The 18006-nt window shown below is 65.8% G+C and carries 11 protein-coding genes and 1 pseudogene; 7 read left to right on the plus strand and 5 right to left on the minus strand.

The window, feature by feature from the left end; all coding sequences use genetic code 11:
* The first annotated feature begins 17 nt into the window (after positions 1 to 17).
* Entirely contained in the window at positions 18 to 152 is a 135-nt protein-coding gene (locus QSK25_RS40740) for a hypothetical protein (RefSeq protein WP_285646593.1), read from the plus strand.
* 410 nt (positions 153 to 562) lie between these two features.
* Here the strand turns inward: QSK25_RS40740 and QSK25_RS40745 are convergent, their stop codons facing one another.
* Positions 563 to 1372, minus strand: coding sequence for an SDR family NAD(P)-dependent oxidoreductase (locus QSK25_RS40745; protein WP_285646595.1), 810 nt, complete (start codon positions 1370 to 1372; stop codon positions 563 to 565).
* Between the two features lie 77 nt (positions 1373 to 1449).
* Here QSK25_RS40745 and QSK25_RS40750 point away from each other — a divergent pair, with 77 nt between their 5' ends.
* From QSK25_RS40750 to QSK25_RS40760, 3 genes are all read left to right on the plus strand, one after another.
* Positions 1450 to 1869, plus strand: coding sequence for a MarR family winged helix-turn-helix transcriptional regulator (locus QSK25_RS40750; protein ID WP_285646596.1), 420 nt, complete (start codon positions 1450 to 1452; stop codon positions 1867 to 1869).
* Between the two features lie 180 nt (positions 1870 to 2049).
* Positions 2050 to 2706 (plus strand): helix-turn-helix transcriptional regulator, encoded by a 657-nt coding sequence (locus QSK25_RS40755; RefSeq protein ID WP_285646597.1) that lies wholly within the window; start codon positions 2050 to 2052, stop codon positions 2704 to 2706.
* Complete coding sequence (locus QSK25_RS40760; RefSeq protein ID WP_285646598.1) at positions 2703 to 2978, plus strand: hypothetical protein; 276 nt, start codon at positions 2703 to 2705, stop codon at positions 2976 to 2978. The genes QSK25_RS40755 and QSK25_RS40760 overlap by 4 nt, the downstream gene beginning before the upstream one ends.
* 599 nt (positions 2979 to 3577) lie before the next feature.
* Here QSK25_RS40760 and QSK25_RS40765 read toward each other — a convergent pair.
* Together QSK25_RS40765 and QSK25_RS45515 are read right to left on the minus strand one after the other, a co-directional pair.
* Entirely contained in the window at positions 3578 to 3838 is a 261-nt protein-coding gene (locus QSK25_RS40765) for a hypothetical protein (protein ID WP_285646599.1), read from the minus strand.
* Between the two features lie 722 nt (positions 3839 to 4560).
* Positions 4561 to 5169 carry a DUF6283 family protein gene (locus QSK25_RS45515; protein ID WP_352236967.1) on the minus strand — a complete coding sequence of 203 codons (609 nt, stop codon included), beginning with the start codon at positions 5167 to 5169 and terminating at the stop codon, positions 4561 to 4563.
* A gap of 2727 nt (positions 5170 to 7896) precedes the next feature.
* On the opposite strand from QSK25_RS45515, the pseudogene QSK25_RS40770 reads away from it, so the two are divergent.
* The 3 genes and pseudogenes from QSK25_RS40770 to QSK25_RS40780 all read left to right on the plus strand — a co-directional run bounded on the left by QSK25_RS40770 (position 7897) and on the right by QSK25_RS40780 (position 13169).
* A pseudogene (locus QSK25_RS40770) lies at positions 7897 to 8639 on the plus strand (transposase).
* A 572-nt stretch (positions 8640 to 9211) separates the two neighbouring features.
* A complete protein-coding gene (locus QSK25_RS40775; RefSeq protein WP_285646600.1) occupies positions 9212 to 9613 on the plus strand; it encodes an SsgA family sporulation/cell division regulator in 402 nt (133 codons plus the stop codon).
* A gap of 301 nt (positions 9614 to 9914) precedes the next feature.
* On the plus strand, positions 9915 to 13169 hold the full coding sequence (locus QSK25_RS40780) for an ATP-binding protein (RefSeq protein WP_285646601.1): 3255 nt from the start codon (positions 9915 to 9917) through the stop codon (positions 13167 to 13169).
* 9 nt (positions 13170 to 13178) lie between these two features.
* On the opposite strand, the gene QSK25_RS40785 is transcribed toward QSK25_RS40780, so the two are convergent.
* Positions 13179 to 16604 (minus strand): ATP-binding protein, encoded by a 3426-nt coding sequence (locus tag QSK25_RS40785; protein ID WP_502881948.1) that lies wholly within the window; start codon positions 16602 to 16604, stop codon positions 13179 to 13181.
* Between the two features lie 587 nt (positions 16605 to 17191).
* Complete coding sequence (locus QSK25_RS40790) at positions 17192 to 17821, minus strand: helix-turn-helix transcriptional regulator (RefSeq protein ID WP_285646602.1); 630 nt, start codon at positions 17819 to 17821, stop codon at positions 17192 to 17194.
* Between the last annotated feature and the right edge of the window lie 185 nt (positions 17822 to 18006).

The following is an 18006-nucleotide window of genomic DNA, read 5'->3' on the forward strand; positions in this document are numbered from 1 at the left end:
GTCTCCATGGTGACACCGTGGTGCGACCGCACGAGTGCGGGCAGGCTTTGGAGTTCGCGGCAACCATCAACCCTCGCGCGGTCGCAACGCTGCCCGCCGAACGTCAGGTCACCTACCTGATCGGCGTCACCAAAGCTCGGGCAGGTAGGTGACTACCGCCAGGCGGTGCGGCCCCTCAAGCGCGCCTAAACGGCCGCGCCCGAAGAGGTTCGCTGCCGCCCTTGACTGATGGCCTGCTGCGGTCGCCACTGAACAACACCACGAGCAAAACTGGACGGCTTGTCCATCAAGTGGCCGTACGAGCGGAGAATCTCGAGGTGAACGCACCCGCTCCGTACTTGATCGGCTGTGGGGCAGGGCCCACGGATCACATCAGTCGCTTGGTGAGGCTCCCGGCAGGTGTTCAGGCACGGATGGCGAGCAACACGAACCGCCCCGGGGAGGCGGGACTCAGCAAGTTCGAGAACAACGCCGCGTCGTTGACCAACGTCAATGCGGAAGCGGCGACCCCTGATCACCCTTACCAAGGACGATCCTGGACTTCGGCTACCAGGACGGTCGCTCACGGCAGGTCGGTGACCGCGTCGAGGCCGAGCTTGCGGTTCAGGGCGGCCACCGCGCCGGTGACCGCGCGCCGCGGCATCACCCGCGCCACGAGCGTGGCCAGGCGGTTCGCCGGGCGGCCGGGATAGGAGGCGACCCGGCCGCGAGCGAAGTCGTCGAGCGTGCGGACGGCGACCGACTCCGGTGAGTCCGTGGCGCGCGGGTCCATCGTGGCCGTGGTGCCGTCGAAGAAGCCGGTGTCGGTCGCGCCGGGGTGCGCGGCCATGACGTGGACTCCGGTGCCGCGTTGCTCTTCCGCCACGGCCTCGGTGAACGACAGGACGAACGCTTTCGTCGCCGCGTAGCTCGCCTGGTACGGCATCGGCTGGAACGCCGCGGTCGAGCCGACGTTGATGATGCCGCCCGCTCCCCTGGCCGCCATCTCGCGGCCGAACAGGTAGGTGAGCTCCATCAGCGCGCCGACGTTGAGCGCGACCGAGCGGGTGCTCTGCCCGAACGGCCGCTCGAAGAACCTGCCCGCCGAGCCGGATCCGGCGTTGTTCACCAGCAGGTCGACCTGGAGACCGCGCTCGGCGACGGTCGCGAGGAGGAACTCGGGGCCGGCCGGGTCCGCCAGGTCGACGCCGATGACCTCGGCGCGCACCCCGTGCGCGGTCCGCACCTCGGCCGCCAGCTCCTCCAGGGCGGCGGTGGTGCGCGCGACGAGCACCAGGTCCGCGCCTCGGCGGGCCAGTTCCCGTGCGTAGGCACGGCCCAGTCCCTTGGACGCCCCGGTGACGAGCGCGGTGATGCCGGCGAAGGAGTGCATGGCCTGCTCCAGTGTTTCGATTCTCGAAGTATCTCCAGCATAACCAGTTCGAGCCTCGAAGCAACTAGACTGCGATCATGGACGAACGGGTGGCGGCGATCGAGGCGGTCCACGAGGTCTTCATGCGCACCGAGGCGGCGATCACCGGTCCGCTCGCGGAGCTGGGCCTGACCACCGCCACCGCCCAGGCGCTGTGGGCGTTGTCGCCCGACGAGGAGCCGCCGTCGATGAAGACGGTGGCCGCGCGCCTGCACTGCAACGCCCCGAACCTCTCGTTCGTCGCGGGCCAGCTCGCCGCGCGCGGGCTCGTCGACCGGGTCCCCGACCCGCGGGACGGACGCTCGCGCGCGCTCGTCCTCACCGAGCAGGGCAAGCAGGTGCGCTCGCAGGTCCTGCGCATCACGGCCGACAGCAGCCCCCTGGCCGGCCTGGCGCCGGACGACGTGACGACCCTTCTGTCCATTTTGGAGCGCGCACTGTCGGCCGGATCTCCGTGACCGGACGATCGCGAACCGGCTGAGACCGACCTGATCGCGGAACGGGCCGCCGATCTGGTCGGCGGAGCCGGCACCACTGCGTGACCGCACCCCGGTGGCGAGGGCCACATCGCCCCAGACCCGCCTCCCGTGTGACACTCTGTTCAGCAATTGACATTTTGTCCACGCGGAGGGTTCGCCGTGCCCCACTCCAGCAACACCGCTGGCGCGGTGTTCGCCGCCCTCACCCCCGTGGTCGAGGCCATCGCGGCGACGTTCGGCCGCAGTTGCGAGGTCGCGCTGCACGACTACCGCGATCAGGAACGGTCGGTCGTCGCGGTCGCCGGCTCCGTCACGGGGCGGCAGGCCGGGGACGCGATGAGCGAGATCGGGCTGCGCGTCCTCGCCGCCGGGGACGACGCCCGCACCGAGGTCGGGTACGTGACGCGGGCGCAGGACGGACGGGTGCTGAGGTGCACGACCGTGCCGTTGCGGGACGCCGACGGGTCGTTGATCGGCGCTCTGTGCATCAACATCGACGTGTCCGCCATCGACCGGGCCACCGGGGTGCTCGCGGACCTGCTCGGGCTGGCGCCGGTGGAGAAGCCCGTCGCTTCCACCAACTTCTCCGGCGATCTGGACCAGGTCGTCGACTCGCTGGTCGAACGGGCTGAGCGCGCGCACGCGGTGCCGGTGGCGTCGCTGGGACGGGAGGAGCGGTTGCGGCTCGTCCGGGAGTTGAACGACGCCGGGGTGTTCGCGTTGCGCGGGGCGCCGAGGCGGGTAGCCCAGCGGCTGGGCATCTCGCGCACCGGGCTGTACAACGACCTCGCCGAGCTCAGGAAGGACGTGTCATGACCACCTTTCTGACGGAGGCCGAGACGGCCGCGCTCGTTGACGACAACCTCGCGTTCGATGCCGCACGAGAGGCTTTTCTGGCCGCTGCCACGGGGTCCACGTTCCCGGTCGCGATCGGGAGTTCGTCCACACCGGACACCCGGTTCACGCTCAAGTCCGGGTCGGCGGGTGAGCTCGTGGGTGTGAAGATCGGCAGCTTCTGGCCAGGCAACGTCGAGGTGCCCCGGCACAGCTCGACGATCGTGCTGCTCGACCCGCCACCGGACGGCTGAGCGCGGTGGTCGAAGCCACGACAAGGATGTTCGGTCTTGCCTCGAACTGGGCGTGCACCTCGTCCCAAGAAAACATCGTCAATGAGCATGTCGATTTCACCCGCGACCGAGGTGCCGGCCACGGGACCGGTACGGATGGTCTGCGCGGAGATGTGCACGTGCTGGTTGAGCTTCGACATAGCCTGACAATTCCTGCGGGTGTACGTACGCTGCCGATACGGCCGTCTGGAACGTCGCGACAACGACCTGTCACGAGACGGGCAACGCTCCCGCACTATTGGAGTAGCCCCGACCAAGTGCATCCCACGCCACCCACTTTCCTTGCAGGGTACAAACGCTGGCCACGGTGGACGGCGTGCAGGCACGTACCGAACAGCAGTTCGCTCCGGCCGAGCGTGTCCACGTCACGCTCCTAAACGCGGACGCCTCGACGATGGCGCGCACCCTCATGCCTTCGATGACAACCCGCCCTCGCCACGACGGTGGGCGTCGTCAGCGCTGCCGTCCTTCGTGCGATGACCACGCCGCCGATTGTTTGAAGGAGGAGTCGATCGGCGGGCACTCGCGCACCCTCGCCCACGACGGTGACGGCTTGTACTTCACCGCTGACGAACTACCCCTGCTGCGGCCACCCGTTCCGGTGCCGAACGGGGCGTTCTCGATCTGGACGTGGCCGCCGCGTCGGCCCAGATGCTCACGCCGGCCGCCACGACCACCCAGCCCACGCCGACTCCCACGGGCCACAGCACAGCCTCGGTCGCGGCGATCAGCACGTTGACCACCCCGGCCGCCAGCAGCGCGGCCACCGCCAGCACAAGAACGGTCCGCGCCCAAGCGCTCGACGCGCCCCCTTCCCGCATCCCATACCCCCTCCGATACCCGCCGTTATGCGGGTGTATCGCCTGATGAGCGGCACGGGTTACGCAAAGAACCTTGCCCATTGCTGCTTCCGCACATCGTCCGTTCGTCTGTCCTCTGGCATCGACATGCGCGCATGCCAAAACCTTGACCGCTTTGTTCTGCGGCCCGGGCGCACCCACCGCGACGCGCGAGGAGCGGGCGATGCGTCACTCGCCCAACGACGGCCTGCCTGCAATTGAGTGCGGCCCAACAGTCGAGCAATTACCCGGAAGCCATCTTTGGTGTCGCCATCCTCGCCGAGCGCGGATGGCCAACACTGCCAGCCGCTTCGATCAGCGCCGCGTCGGCTTTCAAGCGAGTTAGGCACCTATACGACAGAGCGGCGGCGAGTTCTTGCCTTTGCGCCAGCCTCGGGGTTCGGTCCTAGCTGCTTCGTTGAGATGATCTGCCTTACCGAAGTTCTCGCCGTGCCCATACGATGTCACGGACGCGCTCATCTTGATGACCAAGCTACCGCGGACAAACTTAGTCGAACCTCTGGACGTCAGGCAATTTCGCCAGTCTTTATCAAAGCAGGCGATTCGGGACTTCTTGCAATCAAGAAGACACCGGCGGATCTACCAAGAGCAATGGACGATCCGTTAGATAATCTCATATCGTCGCTTACGGGCTGGACCTTCACCATGGCCACCGCCGCACGGCGACTGAGACGCTCGATCTCTCACATCCCACGGTTGACAGCTGCTTGACCAGACGCGAACAAAGGAACAGGCGAGTGATTTTGAACAGTGGCCTGAGCCGTTTCCGTAGTGATCCAGCCCTCCTTTTTCGCCACCCGAAGGGCTAGAAGTTCATCACCGTCATGACACCCCGCCCAGCCAGCGCAGATACGGCGCAGCGCATGGATGGTGTCCGTTTGATGACACTGGAACAAGGCTGCAGGCCGCGCGACTGTGCGAGCGTCGCAACGAGGCAGCTTCGCGTACTCTACAGGTGCCAGATTCCAGAGGGCACGTCCCGCCGGTACTGAGCTGGCAGCTCGACTTTCTCGTTGACGTAGCATCAGCAGGTCGCAACCGAGGCCGCGAGCCCGGCGCCAACGTCGGCTGCAGGAAACTACGATCCGCCGCCGACCGCCTGGCGGCGACGAACAGGACCATTCTCGGATCGGGCATGACAAACCGAAATTCCTGACAGATAGACGCTTTGATCGTATCCGATCTGCCAGGAGCTCCGGCCTGAGCAAAAGTTCACCGACTTTGTTCATGCTGCGAACACAGAAGGCAGGCTCACGGATTGCGCACAAGCCATCTCTGACTTCCGCTACCATCACACCACCAAGCTACCGCGTTAGACCTTGAGTAAGCGTGAAGGCAGGTGTCACCCCGACCGTTGGTAGAATCCACGTTGGACTGCCTGATAGCTACGTTGGCCCAACTCGATCCAACTCCGTCCAACTTGGAGTCGTTGTTGGAGCCAGCAGTGGGTGCCGTCTCAAGAACTGGACCAGCCCCCAGCCAATGCATCACGAGAAATCTATTCGTGGCTTGGTTCTTAAATCTTTTCTGATCACTCCCGTCATAGGCATTGGTACCCGTATCCGTCACCAACCATCGCTGATAGGTGTTGCCGGATTGACACGGCAACAGATACGCTTGACCGTTGCTGTTGGAGTCGAGGCAGTAACCAGGATAAGCGATGCTTTCGATTTGCCAGAGGTTGTATGCGTGCGCCGCGGGCGTTGCCAGGGCCAAGGCCATAACAGGCGCAGCGATAACAGCGAGGGCTCGAAGAAGGAGTCTGCGCAGGGGTCGTGCGCGGTGCATCAGTACCTCCCGTTAGACATGTCAAGCCATTTGATTGTAAATCTCGTTGCTCTCCCTTAAGGGCGCGTAAAGACAGTAACTCCGTCGCTGCGTGGCCGTGAGGGGTGGATGAACCCTCGCGCTGGAGGGGCATGACTGACTGCCCGATCGACCTTCGGCTCTAGGTGCCTTCGGTTCCTCGTGAGATACGTCGCGTCAGACGGCGAGTGCAATCGAGCGACCACGGAAGGTGAGTGCTGAACCACCTCCTGCGGAAGACAGATCTAGTTTGGCGGCGTGGTCTACGGGCACTACCTGCGCCTCGGCACCGGCAGAGTCCTTGTTGCCAGGAGCGCCCGACTCGTCCCGGACTCAAGGCCGCGCCAGCACGTGCAGTCAAGGGCGCAACCCTCTTTCATTGGCGACATCTCAAGGCCGACTCGAAAACCAACACGGAGGAGGCCAATCGCCCAGCGCCCAGTGGTGCCTCGTAAAGCGCGTGATGCAGCTGACCAACTGCTTGATCAAGTCCTGGCGTGACGACGTAAGAGCACCCGACCTCTACGCGCACGACTTGACATGCGCCTTCGCCGCTTCCTCGACAAGCAGCCGCGCTGATTCGGGCGCGGATCACCGTCGCGCCGGTCGATCTCCCTGGCGAAGCGCTGACCGCGAAAGACGCCCTGTTCCGAACTCTCCGTCAGAGGAAGCCGGCGATGTGCGCCGTTACGGCGACTGGCGACGGCTGCGTAGAATGCATACCTACGCGGCGACATGGCGATCGGTGGTGATCGTGTAAGTAGCTTGACACTGTCGGGAATCTTGTTCGCGTCGAGATCAGCTGCTGGTGGCTCACCAGGACTTCAATCGAAGGCCCCTCTGCTGGTCCAGAAAATCCTGGAAAGCGGTCACCAGCCGGGGCGAGGTTGTCCCGGTGGATGGGGTAGGCCGCGGAGGCGTTCGATGTTCACGGCGATCGCGGTAAAGATATATTATAGGTGAGCCTTGGAGTGTCCCCGATAGTGGCATCGCGGATGTCATGTCCGTGGGCGAACTCGTAATGGTGCTTTTCACTCCGGATAGGACCGCGTATCGGATGTGCCAGTCGGGGTGACCGCCGCTCGGCGCGGACGCGGAGTTGCAGGTCGCGGAGTTCCCGTGGGGGAACCCACGTTCTGGGCGCTGTCGCGGGAGGTGGTGTGCTGGCTGCGGACCAGGCAGGGTTTGCAATAACTCTCGGCGAATCGCGCGACGATCAGCGGGGCGGCGACGGGCGAGGAAGTTGAGCAGGGCCCATGCCAGCCCTTGCGGCGCTAATCTTCTGCGCGCCGGCTACTTGCATACCATTGCGCACGGGATAACTTATTCAACAGTCCCGGAATTCAGAGGACACATCTCATCCAAAAAGATAGTGCACTGACAGATTCCACACCAGGTTGACGCATACGTTGTACAGGTGTAAATCCGAACACAGGCTTCGCATGCCGATAAACCAAGCTTCGTAAGTCTGCACGCCACGACCGCACAGTCACCACGTCCACTGACCAGCCTCATCACCGCTGCAGTCGCCTCAGTGTCCAACTCATGATATTTTGGCGGCAACTTAACGAGCATCCGCCGGAGAATGCCAAGTTTTACGTTTCCTGCGGGAGCATTTACGAATGCGTGGGTTCCATATTGCGGCGGCTGCAGAGTTACGACACATCATTGACTGTTGCACCCCATGCCGATCATGGCACAAGCCACAGCAACCACATCTCTCAGTTCCCCCGTTGACGATCATTCCCGCGCTTGCAATGCCCCGCCCGACAGACCGTCGCATGGCTGACGGTTGCTCCGCACTCCGAGCCGCGTAGCGATCTGATCGTGTATAGGCGTACCGATCGACCGTTCACGACCTGACGAAACAGCGGACTCACCGGCACCAACGCTCAGAACAAGCTCGCCACTCAGTGTCACTTCGGTCTCCCGTGCACAATCTTCGCCTTAATCATGAGCAGCGTGCAGTCTAGATCACTCAGTCGATATTGCAAGTTATTGATCCTGCGTTCACTCTCGCAGACGCCGCCACGTGCTTCAACACCAAATGAGCCACTCGATCGAGGTACCCGCGGCCTTGCGGAGCAGTTCTGGATGTGGCTGATAGCTGAGAACCAACACATCAGCGTTGAACGTGCACCCGCCATCAGGAACCTCCAGTTGTCCCTCTGGTTGTTCTGAAACGGTGTGTTGCCGCGATCGATGATCTTGGTGTGGAGCAGGTGATCAGTGCGGACCGGCCGGAGTGGGTGCCGGTGTTCCGCAAGCCCGTACGGGTCGTGGCCCGCCGGGGTGGTGAGCAGACCGGCAGCGGCCGGCGCTGGCGCCCATCGCTGGTGGATCGGGTGTTGCCGGCGGCGGTGTACTACCGGACGAATCTGACATTCCGGCAGGTAGCGCTACTTCCGGGATCTCGAAATCCGCAGCGAACCGCGTGGTGGACCACCTGGCACCGCCGCTGGCGCTCGTACCAGTGCCCGCAAGCACCGCCCGGACACCGTGCTGATCGTGGACGGCACCCTGGTGCCCACCCACGACCGCACCATCTCCGCCTCCAGCAAGAACTACCGCTACTCGGTGAACATGCAGGTCGTCATCGACGCCGGCACCCGCCTGGTCGTCGCGATCGGCGACCCCCACCCCAGGCGACCGCAACGACTGCCGCCTACACCGACTCGCGCGTTGACCAGCAGCGCCGGGGCGCGAACGTGATGGCAGACGGCGGCTACCAGGGCAACCCCGAGGTGATCATGCCCTACCGCAAACCCGCAAGGACCAACCGCCACTGCCACAATGGAAAGAAGACCTCAACACCGTCCACAAGAGCGTTCGCGCCCGCGCCGAGCACGCCCTGGCGCACATGAAGTCCTGGAACATCCTACGCAACTGCCGCCGCAAACGCGACGGCGTCTGGCACGCCACCCGAGGCGTCGCCCAGATACGCAACTCGCCATGACCGGCTGAACGGTCAATCACCAACGGCCGCTGTCACCCCTGCCCACCAACAACCTTGATCATTACAGCACAACCTCTATCAGACGTCGTCGAACGTTTCGTTGCCAACCAACGACGCCTGATCGGCGACAAGCCGCTGGCTGTGAAGAAACCCCTGAGCCAGGCAACAGCAGCACGGCTGACAGCCCGCAAGCTCGGCTCCTCTCGCACACCCTCGATAGCCTGAACCCCCTCTCACCTGCCCGAACGCCTAAGTTTCGGATTTTAGAAACTCTGGAGACCCAAGGCGCATGGTGACGGGGTGAACGTCACCACCAGTGCGGAACCCGACTGGCCAGCAACCTCGCCGAGCCAGTTCCGCCGATCCGGAAGGTGTGAGCACGATGCGCTATCCGTCTTCTGACAACGGCTGGGAAGCTCTAATCGCCCGTTGGCGCGAAACCGCCGCGGCCACGATGGCCGACCACTGCTGCCTTCCCGCATGCGACGTCTGCGACGGGTGCGGAGCCACATGGCCCTGCTCTCCGGCCCGAGCTGCCGAACTGGTACTCGAACTCTGACGAACGGCATCTCATGGACAACACTTGCACCCACCGCGCGGAGTTCACGCTCCTGGACGAATACGGTGGCGCCAGATCGATCGCCGCCGACATGACCTACCGGGCGAGCGACCCCTTCGCGGTCGAGCTCACGCTGACGCTTCAGCGGCTGCGACCCGTGAAGTGGCTGGTCGCACGGTCATTGCTGACTGAAGGCGTGCTCGAACCCTCAGGAGCCGGTGACATACGGCTGCAACCGCTATCGCGTGGGATCGTCTCCATCGAGCTGCTACCGCCCAGCGGATACGCTTTGCTTCACGCGCGAGCCGAGGATCTTCTTGTGTTCCTGGCCAAGACCTACGCCGTGGTCCGCCCCGGCTCCGAACAGGTAGACATCGACGAACTAATCATCAACCTAGTGAACAGCCAACAATAGTTTCGGCACGAGAGAACCGGCTATGTCCATTTCTGACTGTTCGGGCAATGTTCGTGTTCATCTGATCACGGGCACCTGATTCGCTCAGAACAACGGTCTAGCGTCTCAACACGTGGTTATCTCCAGTGGGCGTCACTGGAGGCGCTGCTTCAGGTGAGGCGCAGGTGTCGGGCCAGACAGGTCTGGACGCCAAGCTCGCCCCGGCGAGGTGTTGACACGCGTGGCACATCTGTCGATCAGGCTACTCGGGCTAGTGCGAGCATTCAGGGACAACGAGGCAGTCGACCTCGGCACCCCTCGGATGCGCGCGATGCTCTCACTGCTTGCAGCACGCGCGGAGCAGGTGGTGTCACGCAACGAGATCATTGACGGGTTGTGGGGCGACACCGCTCCTGCCAGTGTCGACAGCGCGATCTACACCTACGTGTCGTCGCTGCGCAGAGTGCTCGAACCGGACCGCACCCGGCGTTCCGACCCAACTGTGCTGGCTTCTGTCGGTTCGGGCTATTCCCTCCGAATCGATCGAGACGATATCGACGCGCATCGATTCGAAACTTCCGTCGACAGCGCGTACCGCATGGAGGCGAACGGCGCGCTCACCGAACTGGACAGGGCTTTGGCCTTGTGGGAAGGCGAACCGCTCGACGGCATCGCGTGCCCGTTCGCCGACGCCTACCGTCTCCATCTGCTCGACCTGCGGCTAGCGGCCCAGCAGAAGCGGGCTGAGCTCATGCTCGACGCGGGGTTGGCCGAGCAGGCCGTGCCCGACCTCGACAAGCTCGTGCGCGAACACCCGGCGCGCGAGGACATCAGGGCGCTGTTCATGACCGCCCTGTACCAACTGGACAGGCGTGACGAGGCGTTGGCGACGTTCGCGCAAGCACGATCACACCTCGTGGAAGAGCTCGGCATCGAGCCGGGGGCGGGACTCACCAGCCTCTACGAGCGGATTCGTTCCGACGACGGTCTTCCACCGCCACGGCAGTCCACCGAAGTCACTGTGGCGAGGCCGATGCTCGTCGGCAGGGCCACCGAGACCCGGCCGGTGCTGGACGCGATGGAGAGATTGCGCGGCGGACGGGGTGGATGCGTCTGGCTCGATGGGGAACCCGGCATCGGCAAGACGGCTCTCCTTACCTCCGCCACCGACGTCGCCGGGATTCGTGTGCTGTCGGCGACCGGCGACGAACTGGGGCACCGCTTCGCGTTCCGCTTGATCCTGCGGTGTCTCGGGGTGAGCGCCACGGCGACCGATCCACGGTGCGTCGCGGTGGCACGGGACCTGGACGCCCTCCACAACGTTCCTTCTCCCGGCAGTGCCTCCGATGCGGAACTCGTTGCGGTCGATCGTCTTGTCGACCTCGTCGACCAGCTCTGCGCGGATCAGCCACTCGCCTTGGTGATCGATGACGTGCACTGGGCCGACGAGGCCAGTGTGCTGGTGTTGCACCGCCTTGTGCGGCTGACCGGGCAACGGCCGCTGCTGCTGTTGTGCGCCTCAAGGCTCGTTCACGGGGAGCGGCTGTGCATCCGGCTGCGCCGTGCGTTCACCGCCGCCGGTGGCGACCACATCACTCTCGGCCCGCTCTCCCCCGACGACGCCGCCGAACTCGCGAGCGGAATCGCGGGAACAGAAGGCATGGGGCTGGGCAGAGCCATCACCCTCGCCGGAGGCAACCCGTACTACCTCGAAGAGGTGGTCCGGTGTCTGCTTGACGATCCCACCTGGGCGGGAGTTCCCGGCGAGAAGATCGCCCGCGATACTCCAGTCCGGCTGCCCCAGTCGTTGACGAGCTCCCTCACCAGACACCTCGACACGCTCTCACCGGGCACCGTCGAGGTTCTCCGCCACGCGTCTCTTCTGGGGGCCGAGTTTTCCATCAAGGAAGCGGCCCTGGTGATGAGCCGCCCGATGAGCACCCTGATGGAGGCGATCGAGGAGGCCTGCGCTGTCGGTCTGCTGACGAGCGCGGGCGTCAACCTCGCCTTCCGGCATCCGATCATCCAGCTATGCCTGCGCGAGTCGACGCCGTCGTCGGTGCGGGAGGCGATGCACCACGACGCGGCGACTGTCCTGCTGCGGATGGGCGCACCGCCTCACAAGATCGCCAGCCACCTCGTCGCGACCACCACGGTGCCGGACGTGACGGTGGTCCCATGGCTTATGGAGAACGCGGAGAAGCTGCTCGAAAGCTCAGCCGAGCTGCTCTCCGAACTGCTCACGAGGCTGCTGGCCAGCGCGACTCTCGACGGTGGCGAGCGGGAGAGCTTCACGCTGGTGCTCGCGCGAGCCTTGTTCCAGCTGGGCCGTCCCGCGGGAGATGCCGCCCAGCAGGTGCTCGCACGCACTCATGACGCCGGCCTTACGGTCGAGATGCTGTGGGTGCTCGCCCAGGAACGTCACCACGACGGCGACCTCGACGCCGCGACCGGTATCATCGCGGAGGCCTTCGACGAGGCGGATAAGTCACCCTTCTGGCAGGCGTTGCTCCATGCCAAGAAGGCCACGATCGCGGCCGACGCCGGTGATCTTCTTTCCGCGCTCGACTCGGCCGCCTCCGCGCTCCAGCACGCCGCCGACGACCGTGCGACCGTCTTCGCCGAGCACGCGATGTGGCGTGTCCGCACCGTCCAGCGCGACCACCTCGCGTCGCTGTCCCACATCGAACGGGCATTCGCCGCGGCGGATCGGCTCGGCGACGCGAACCACCTGAGGGCCGGCCTCGTGGAGAGTCACCGATTCTCCCTGCTCAATCTTGAACGTGATCCTGGTGCGGCGGACGTCGTGCACGACTACCGGACTGGTCGCTGGCGGCGCGTGCTCGACTTCGCAGACACCCCGTCCGGTTCACTCGAACTGAGGTCGCCCGGATTCGCACTGACACCGCACGCGGTAGCGTCCATCATTTCCGCGCGTAGCAACGATCACGCCGCCGCCTCGCGCCATCTGACCATCGCGACCACGCGGGGACAGGACGCGGCGGCCCGGATGGAACACCACGGCATCCCGACGGTGGCACTGGCCCTGGTGCACGAGCTCGGGGGCGACAAGGACGAGGCGCTCACCACCCTGCGCTCCCTTCTCCACCAGGAGGAGACGCCGGTCGCCCGCGCGCAGTGGCTACCGCTCGTTCTCCGGCTCGCGCTCGAACTCGGCGCCGCCGACGTGAGCCGCCGTGTCCTGGAACTGTGTGACCTGGAGGCCTCGAAGGAAGTCCTTCCCGCCGGAGCGTTCGTAGCTCGCGCGCGGTGCCGCGGTCTTGTCAACCGTGACGCCGCGCTGCTCCGTACCGCGATCGACCACTGCCAAGACGCCGGTCTGTGGCTCGAGGCGGCCGAGGCAACGGAGGACATCGCGGTCGTCCTGGCTGAGATCGACGAGCCGCGAATGGCGATGGCCGCGCTCCACCAGGCGATTTCCGCCTACGAGAAGCTTGGCGCGACGTGGGATGTCAGCCGGGCGCGTGCACGGGTTCAGAAAGCGGCGGCAGGCCCGGCGGGTGCCGGCCCCCACACCGCCGGCACCCCCACCGATGACAGTTCCCCGGCGAGGTGACGACCGGGCTCATGCCGTCGTCACACCGTGAAGCCTGGTCCGCATACGTTCGAGATCCCAGTGGGCACGCAGCTCGCCGTAGAGGACGGCGGCCTGCTGGGCGGAGGCCCGGCATTCGTCCGCGTTCCCCATCGCCTGGTGAACCACCGCGAGATCCTCCAGCGTGTACCCCAGCTCCACCCTCCTGCCCACCTGCCGGTAGTGCTCCGCGACGGACGCGAGTTCCCGCGCGTCGGACTCCACCAGCGCGCGGCAACGCCGTGCGGCGGCGGAGGCACGTGCCGGAGTCGGTTCCATCGTCGCCTCCGCCTCGCAGGCCTCCACTGCCGCCAGCGCGGTCCGCGTGTCGCCGACTTCGAGCGAAAGCCGGACTAGGTCGGGCAACCACTGATGCCTCAGCATCATCTGCGCGTACCTGGTGTCGAGGATCGTCGCCAGCATGGCGATCCCGGCGTGCGGATCGCCGGACCGCACGGCAGCCAGCGCGCGAGCGGCCATCAGGAAGTCGCAGTTCTCGCGATCGGCTGCCGTCACCAGTGGCAAGTTCAGACCGGCTTCGAGGTGCTCGTTCAGCGCGGCGTCGTCGTCCTGGTGCACCGCGATCAACGCTCCCACGCCGTGCATGAGGAGCACGGGTCCGCCTTCTCGCAGCCCGAACCCGGTGAAGGTGGAACCGCCGATGACCTTGCCCAGCCTGGCCGCGCACTCGCTCCAGTCGCCGAGCCAGAAGTGGTGCACCGCCGCGGCGACGTGCAGTCCCGCGTCGGGAGCACCCCTCTGGGCGGCGATCTCGAACGCGAGGCGCAGCGTCTCGCTGGCGTCGTCCAGCCGGTCGAGACACTGCAACGTGAACAGGCGGTTGTCCAGCACGACGAGGCGAAGATCGGTCAAGTTCACGTCGGTCCCGATCACCGCCAGCGCCCGGTCGAGGTGTCCCACGGCGCGACCGTAGTCACGGCGTACCGCGTCGACCTGCCAGAGCACCTCCAAGGACTGCCCGATCGAGAACGGATCGTCCGCTCGTTCGCCCTCGGAGATGCCCTCCCGCGCGCTGATGACCGACTTGTCCAGATCGCCGAGTCCTGCCCGCTGCACCAAGGAAAGCAGGGACAGCAGCCTTCCTCTCCAGGGATCGGGCAGTGTCTGCTCCGCGAGCGCGGTTTCGATCTCCATGATCGCTTCCGCCGCTCTAGACGCGCGGTAGGGCACATAGGCGAGAATCCAGCGCATCTCAGCCGCCTGGTGCGGGTCGTCCAGCAGGTCAAGTGCCAGGCGTGCGCGTTGCTCGGCCTCGGTGTCGCGGCCGACGCGGAACAGCGCGCTGCTCAGCTGTGCGGCCAGCACGCCACGGTGGACCTCGGAGGTGTCGTCCGCGTCCAGGGCGCGGTGCAGCAACTCGATGCAGACCACGGGTGCCTGGTAGGTCAGGGCGGGTGCGGCTCCGGAGAGCCATTCGACCACCCACTCGCTCGTCTCGCCGGACGCGAGCACCTGCTCCGCCACGAAGCCCGAGGTGGCACCGGACCTGGCGAGCATCTCGGCTGCCTGGTGGTGTAGCCCGATCCGCAGCCCCAGCGGCATCCGCTCGTAGATCGCCTGCCTGATGAGCGGGTGCCGGAAGGCGAGCCGGTTTCCCGCCTCGCGCAGCACGCTGCCCGCGAACGCCTCCTCGATGGCGGGCAGCAGCGCGGACACCCCGCGCTCGCTGACCGTCGCGAGATCGGTGACGCTGAACTCGGTTCCCAGCAACGCGGCCCAGCTCAGCACGTCACGGGTCCGAGACGACAGGAAGTCGAGGCGCATGGAGACGGCGGCGACCAACGAGACCGGCACGTGTTCGAAGGTCGCCGAACTCACCTCCGCGGTGCCCGACTCGATCCGCACGGCCTCCTCACGCAGCAGGATGTCCGCCATCTCCCGCAGGAACAGCGGGTTGCCCGCCGCGCGTTCGACGATTCTGCTGAGCTCCACGCCAGGGCGCGCGCCGACGAGATCACCGATCATGGTGTCGACGGCCTGTTCGGTCAGCGGCGCGAGGTCGAGCACCGTGCCGCCCACCGACGTCACCGCCAGGCGCAGCTGAGTCACCTCGGCCCTGGCGGGAAGCGGGCGGGCGGCGCAGATCACCAGCAGTGGCAGATGTGTGGTCAGCGAGCACAGGCGATGCGCCACCTCCAGACTCGCCTCGTCCGCCCACTGGACGTCGTCCAGGACGATCACGAGCGGGCCTTTGGCGCAGAGGTTCTCGGCCAAGCCGATGATCTTGTCGATGGTGCCGAAGATCGGGAGCCCGCCGCCGAGGGACACGCTCAGCGCGTCGTCGTGCACCGACCGCCAGATGGCGAGCTTGTGCTCGTTCGAGGTATGCGCGTCGATCCCGAAGCAGTCGAACGCGAGATTCAGCGGAAACCGTTGTCCCAGCTCGTCCGCGACGGCATGCGCGCGTTCGCACGACCTCGCCGCGGAGAGTGAGAGTGCCGCGCTCAGCAGCGCGGACTTGCCGATCCCCATCTCGCCCTCTACCCAGACGGCCGATCCGGTGCCTTCCGCGACGTCCCGCACCGCCGCTCTCACGGCCGCGAGTTCCTCCACGCGACCGAACAACGCGAGAGACTCGTCGTCGTCCTCCGCCTTCGACGGCGCGTGCGGGATCGCGAGATCGCGGTCGTCGGACAGGATGCGCTCGTGAAGCTCGCGCAACGAAGCGTCCGGTTCGACGCCCAGCTCACTGATGTAGAAGGCGCGCGTGGAGCGGAAGAACTCCAGTGCCTCCGCGATCCTTCCGCCCTCGTACAACGCCCGCAGCAGCATCTCCCGCGGCTTGTCGCGGAACGGATTCGCCGTGACGAACGCGGTGAGTTCGTGTACCGCCTGATCCCACCAGCCGATGGCCAGCAGCGCCTCCGCGCGGTGCTCCACCATCGAACGATGCGCCTCGACCAGCCTGCCGCGCTCGTGCTCAGCCCAGGGGCCGGGGACACCGGACAACGGCTCGCCCTTCCACAAGGCCAGCGCCGCGTCCACTGTCTCCAGAGCCGCCGCCGGCGACTCGTTCGCGAGCTGGCTCCTGACGAGATCCTCGGCGTCCCCGAACCGGAAAGCGTCGACCTGATCGTGGTTCAGGCGCAGCAGATAGCCCGCGCCCTCCGACAGCAGCAGAGTCGACGCGTTGCGATCGCGCTGCGGCTCCAGCGCCCGCCTCAACGCCGAGATGTGGGTGTGCAGAATGCCCCGCCCCGACACCGGCGCCGCGTCTCCCCAGAGCCCGGCGACGAGTTCGTCGGTCTGCACGACTCTGCCCGCGCGGAGCGCGAGCATGGCGAAGATCGCCTGGGCCTGACCGGAACCGAGCGCGACCTCCTGACTTCCCCGCCACGCACGCACCGGTCCGAACACCTGTACCTGCGACAACAACCCACGCTTCACGGCGCGCACGGACATAAGCGTCCTCACGTTTCTGCTCCACTGGACACTACCGATCCAGTGCCTCGTTATCGAGGATCACGAGCAGAGTGTTTCCAACGCCGGGGACGGCAGCGCCGCCCATCACCGAGCGCGCACGGGCCATCACCGTCGCCGCCGGACGAACCGCCGACGCAGACCGTCCACGCGGCCGTACGACCGGCGCGGTTCATCGTGGGAGCACACCAGCGCGCCGCCGCGTCCGCCCCTTTCAGGCCGAGCGCGGCGGCGTATCACTTCACCCTGATGACCAATTCGCCTTCGTCACTTTCTCTCTCCCGCAGCCACCTCATTTCTCGATCACCCACGAAAATCGGAAGCCGACGCGCATCGTTCGACCGGCATGCGCCCACTAGCACCACTGCGCCTGGCCGCGGCGCCGGTACACCCTGTCACTCCTGGGAGACCGGCTCCTGCTCGGCGCCATCCCAGCCCACTAGCACACCAAGATCAGCCAAGAACCAAGAGTCGATCAGGCCGTCATTCCCGCTTTCGCACGCTTCACCCATGTCACGAACCTCTCGCCGCAGCAGTATCCGACCGACCGAACCGCACATGACTCAGATGAGTCCCGCTCGCATCGCGTACGCCACCGCGTGAGCGCGGTTACGCAGTTTGAGCCTGCTGGTCACTCCGTGAACCACGTTCTTCATCGTCCGCTCCGAATAGCAGAGCTTGTCGGCGATCTCTTCGGTGGTCAGGCCATCCGCCATCAGTCGAAGCACGTCGATCTCCCGTGGCGTGAGCCCGGCCGAGTTGAGGCCCAGCGGAGCAAGAACCTCCCGCTGCAGCTTCCCGAGGTGCTTGATCAACGCACCCTGCAGTCGCGAGGGAAGGGCGCCGGCCCCGCCCACCGCGGCCCTCACTGCGTCGCCCAGCCGCTCACCCGTCACGGTCTGGCAGGGCACGATCGCCATCACCCCGCACTCGACGACGGTGAACAGCTCCTCCTGCGTGATCTCCTTGATCACCAACACCACCGGTGTACCACCGGCATGGGCCGCACGCCTCAGCGACAGCACCAGGTCCGGCTTCAGGCGATCTGCCGAAAGCACCAGCACATCGGCGGCTTCGTCACCCGGCCGATCGGTTTCCAGCACGTGGATCGCCTGTTGGGTCCGCAACATGCTGGCCAGACCGGCTTCACTGACCGGATCGGCTGCGCGAACTCTGACGCGGACTTCCTTCACGGCCGCCTCCCTCACCCTGGTTGAGCTTCGCCTGTCTGGCCTGGCTGACAGGTCCAAGACTGCGATCAGGTTCTCCAGACCTTCTTAAGACGCGGACCGGAGGACTCAACGCGCTGATCAGGCGGCTCTTCCGGGCTCAAGTCCCGTCAGCTCGGGCACGCAGGTCCACGTCAGCGGGGCGCGAC

This window comes from Lentzea sp. NBRC 102530 (assembly GCF_030269365.1).
GTDB lineage: Bacteria > Actinomycetota > Actinomycetes > Mycobacteriales > Pseudonocardiaceae > Lentzea.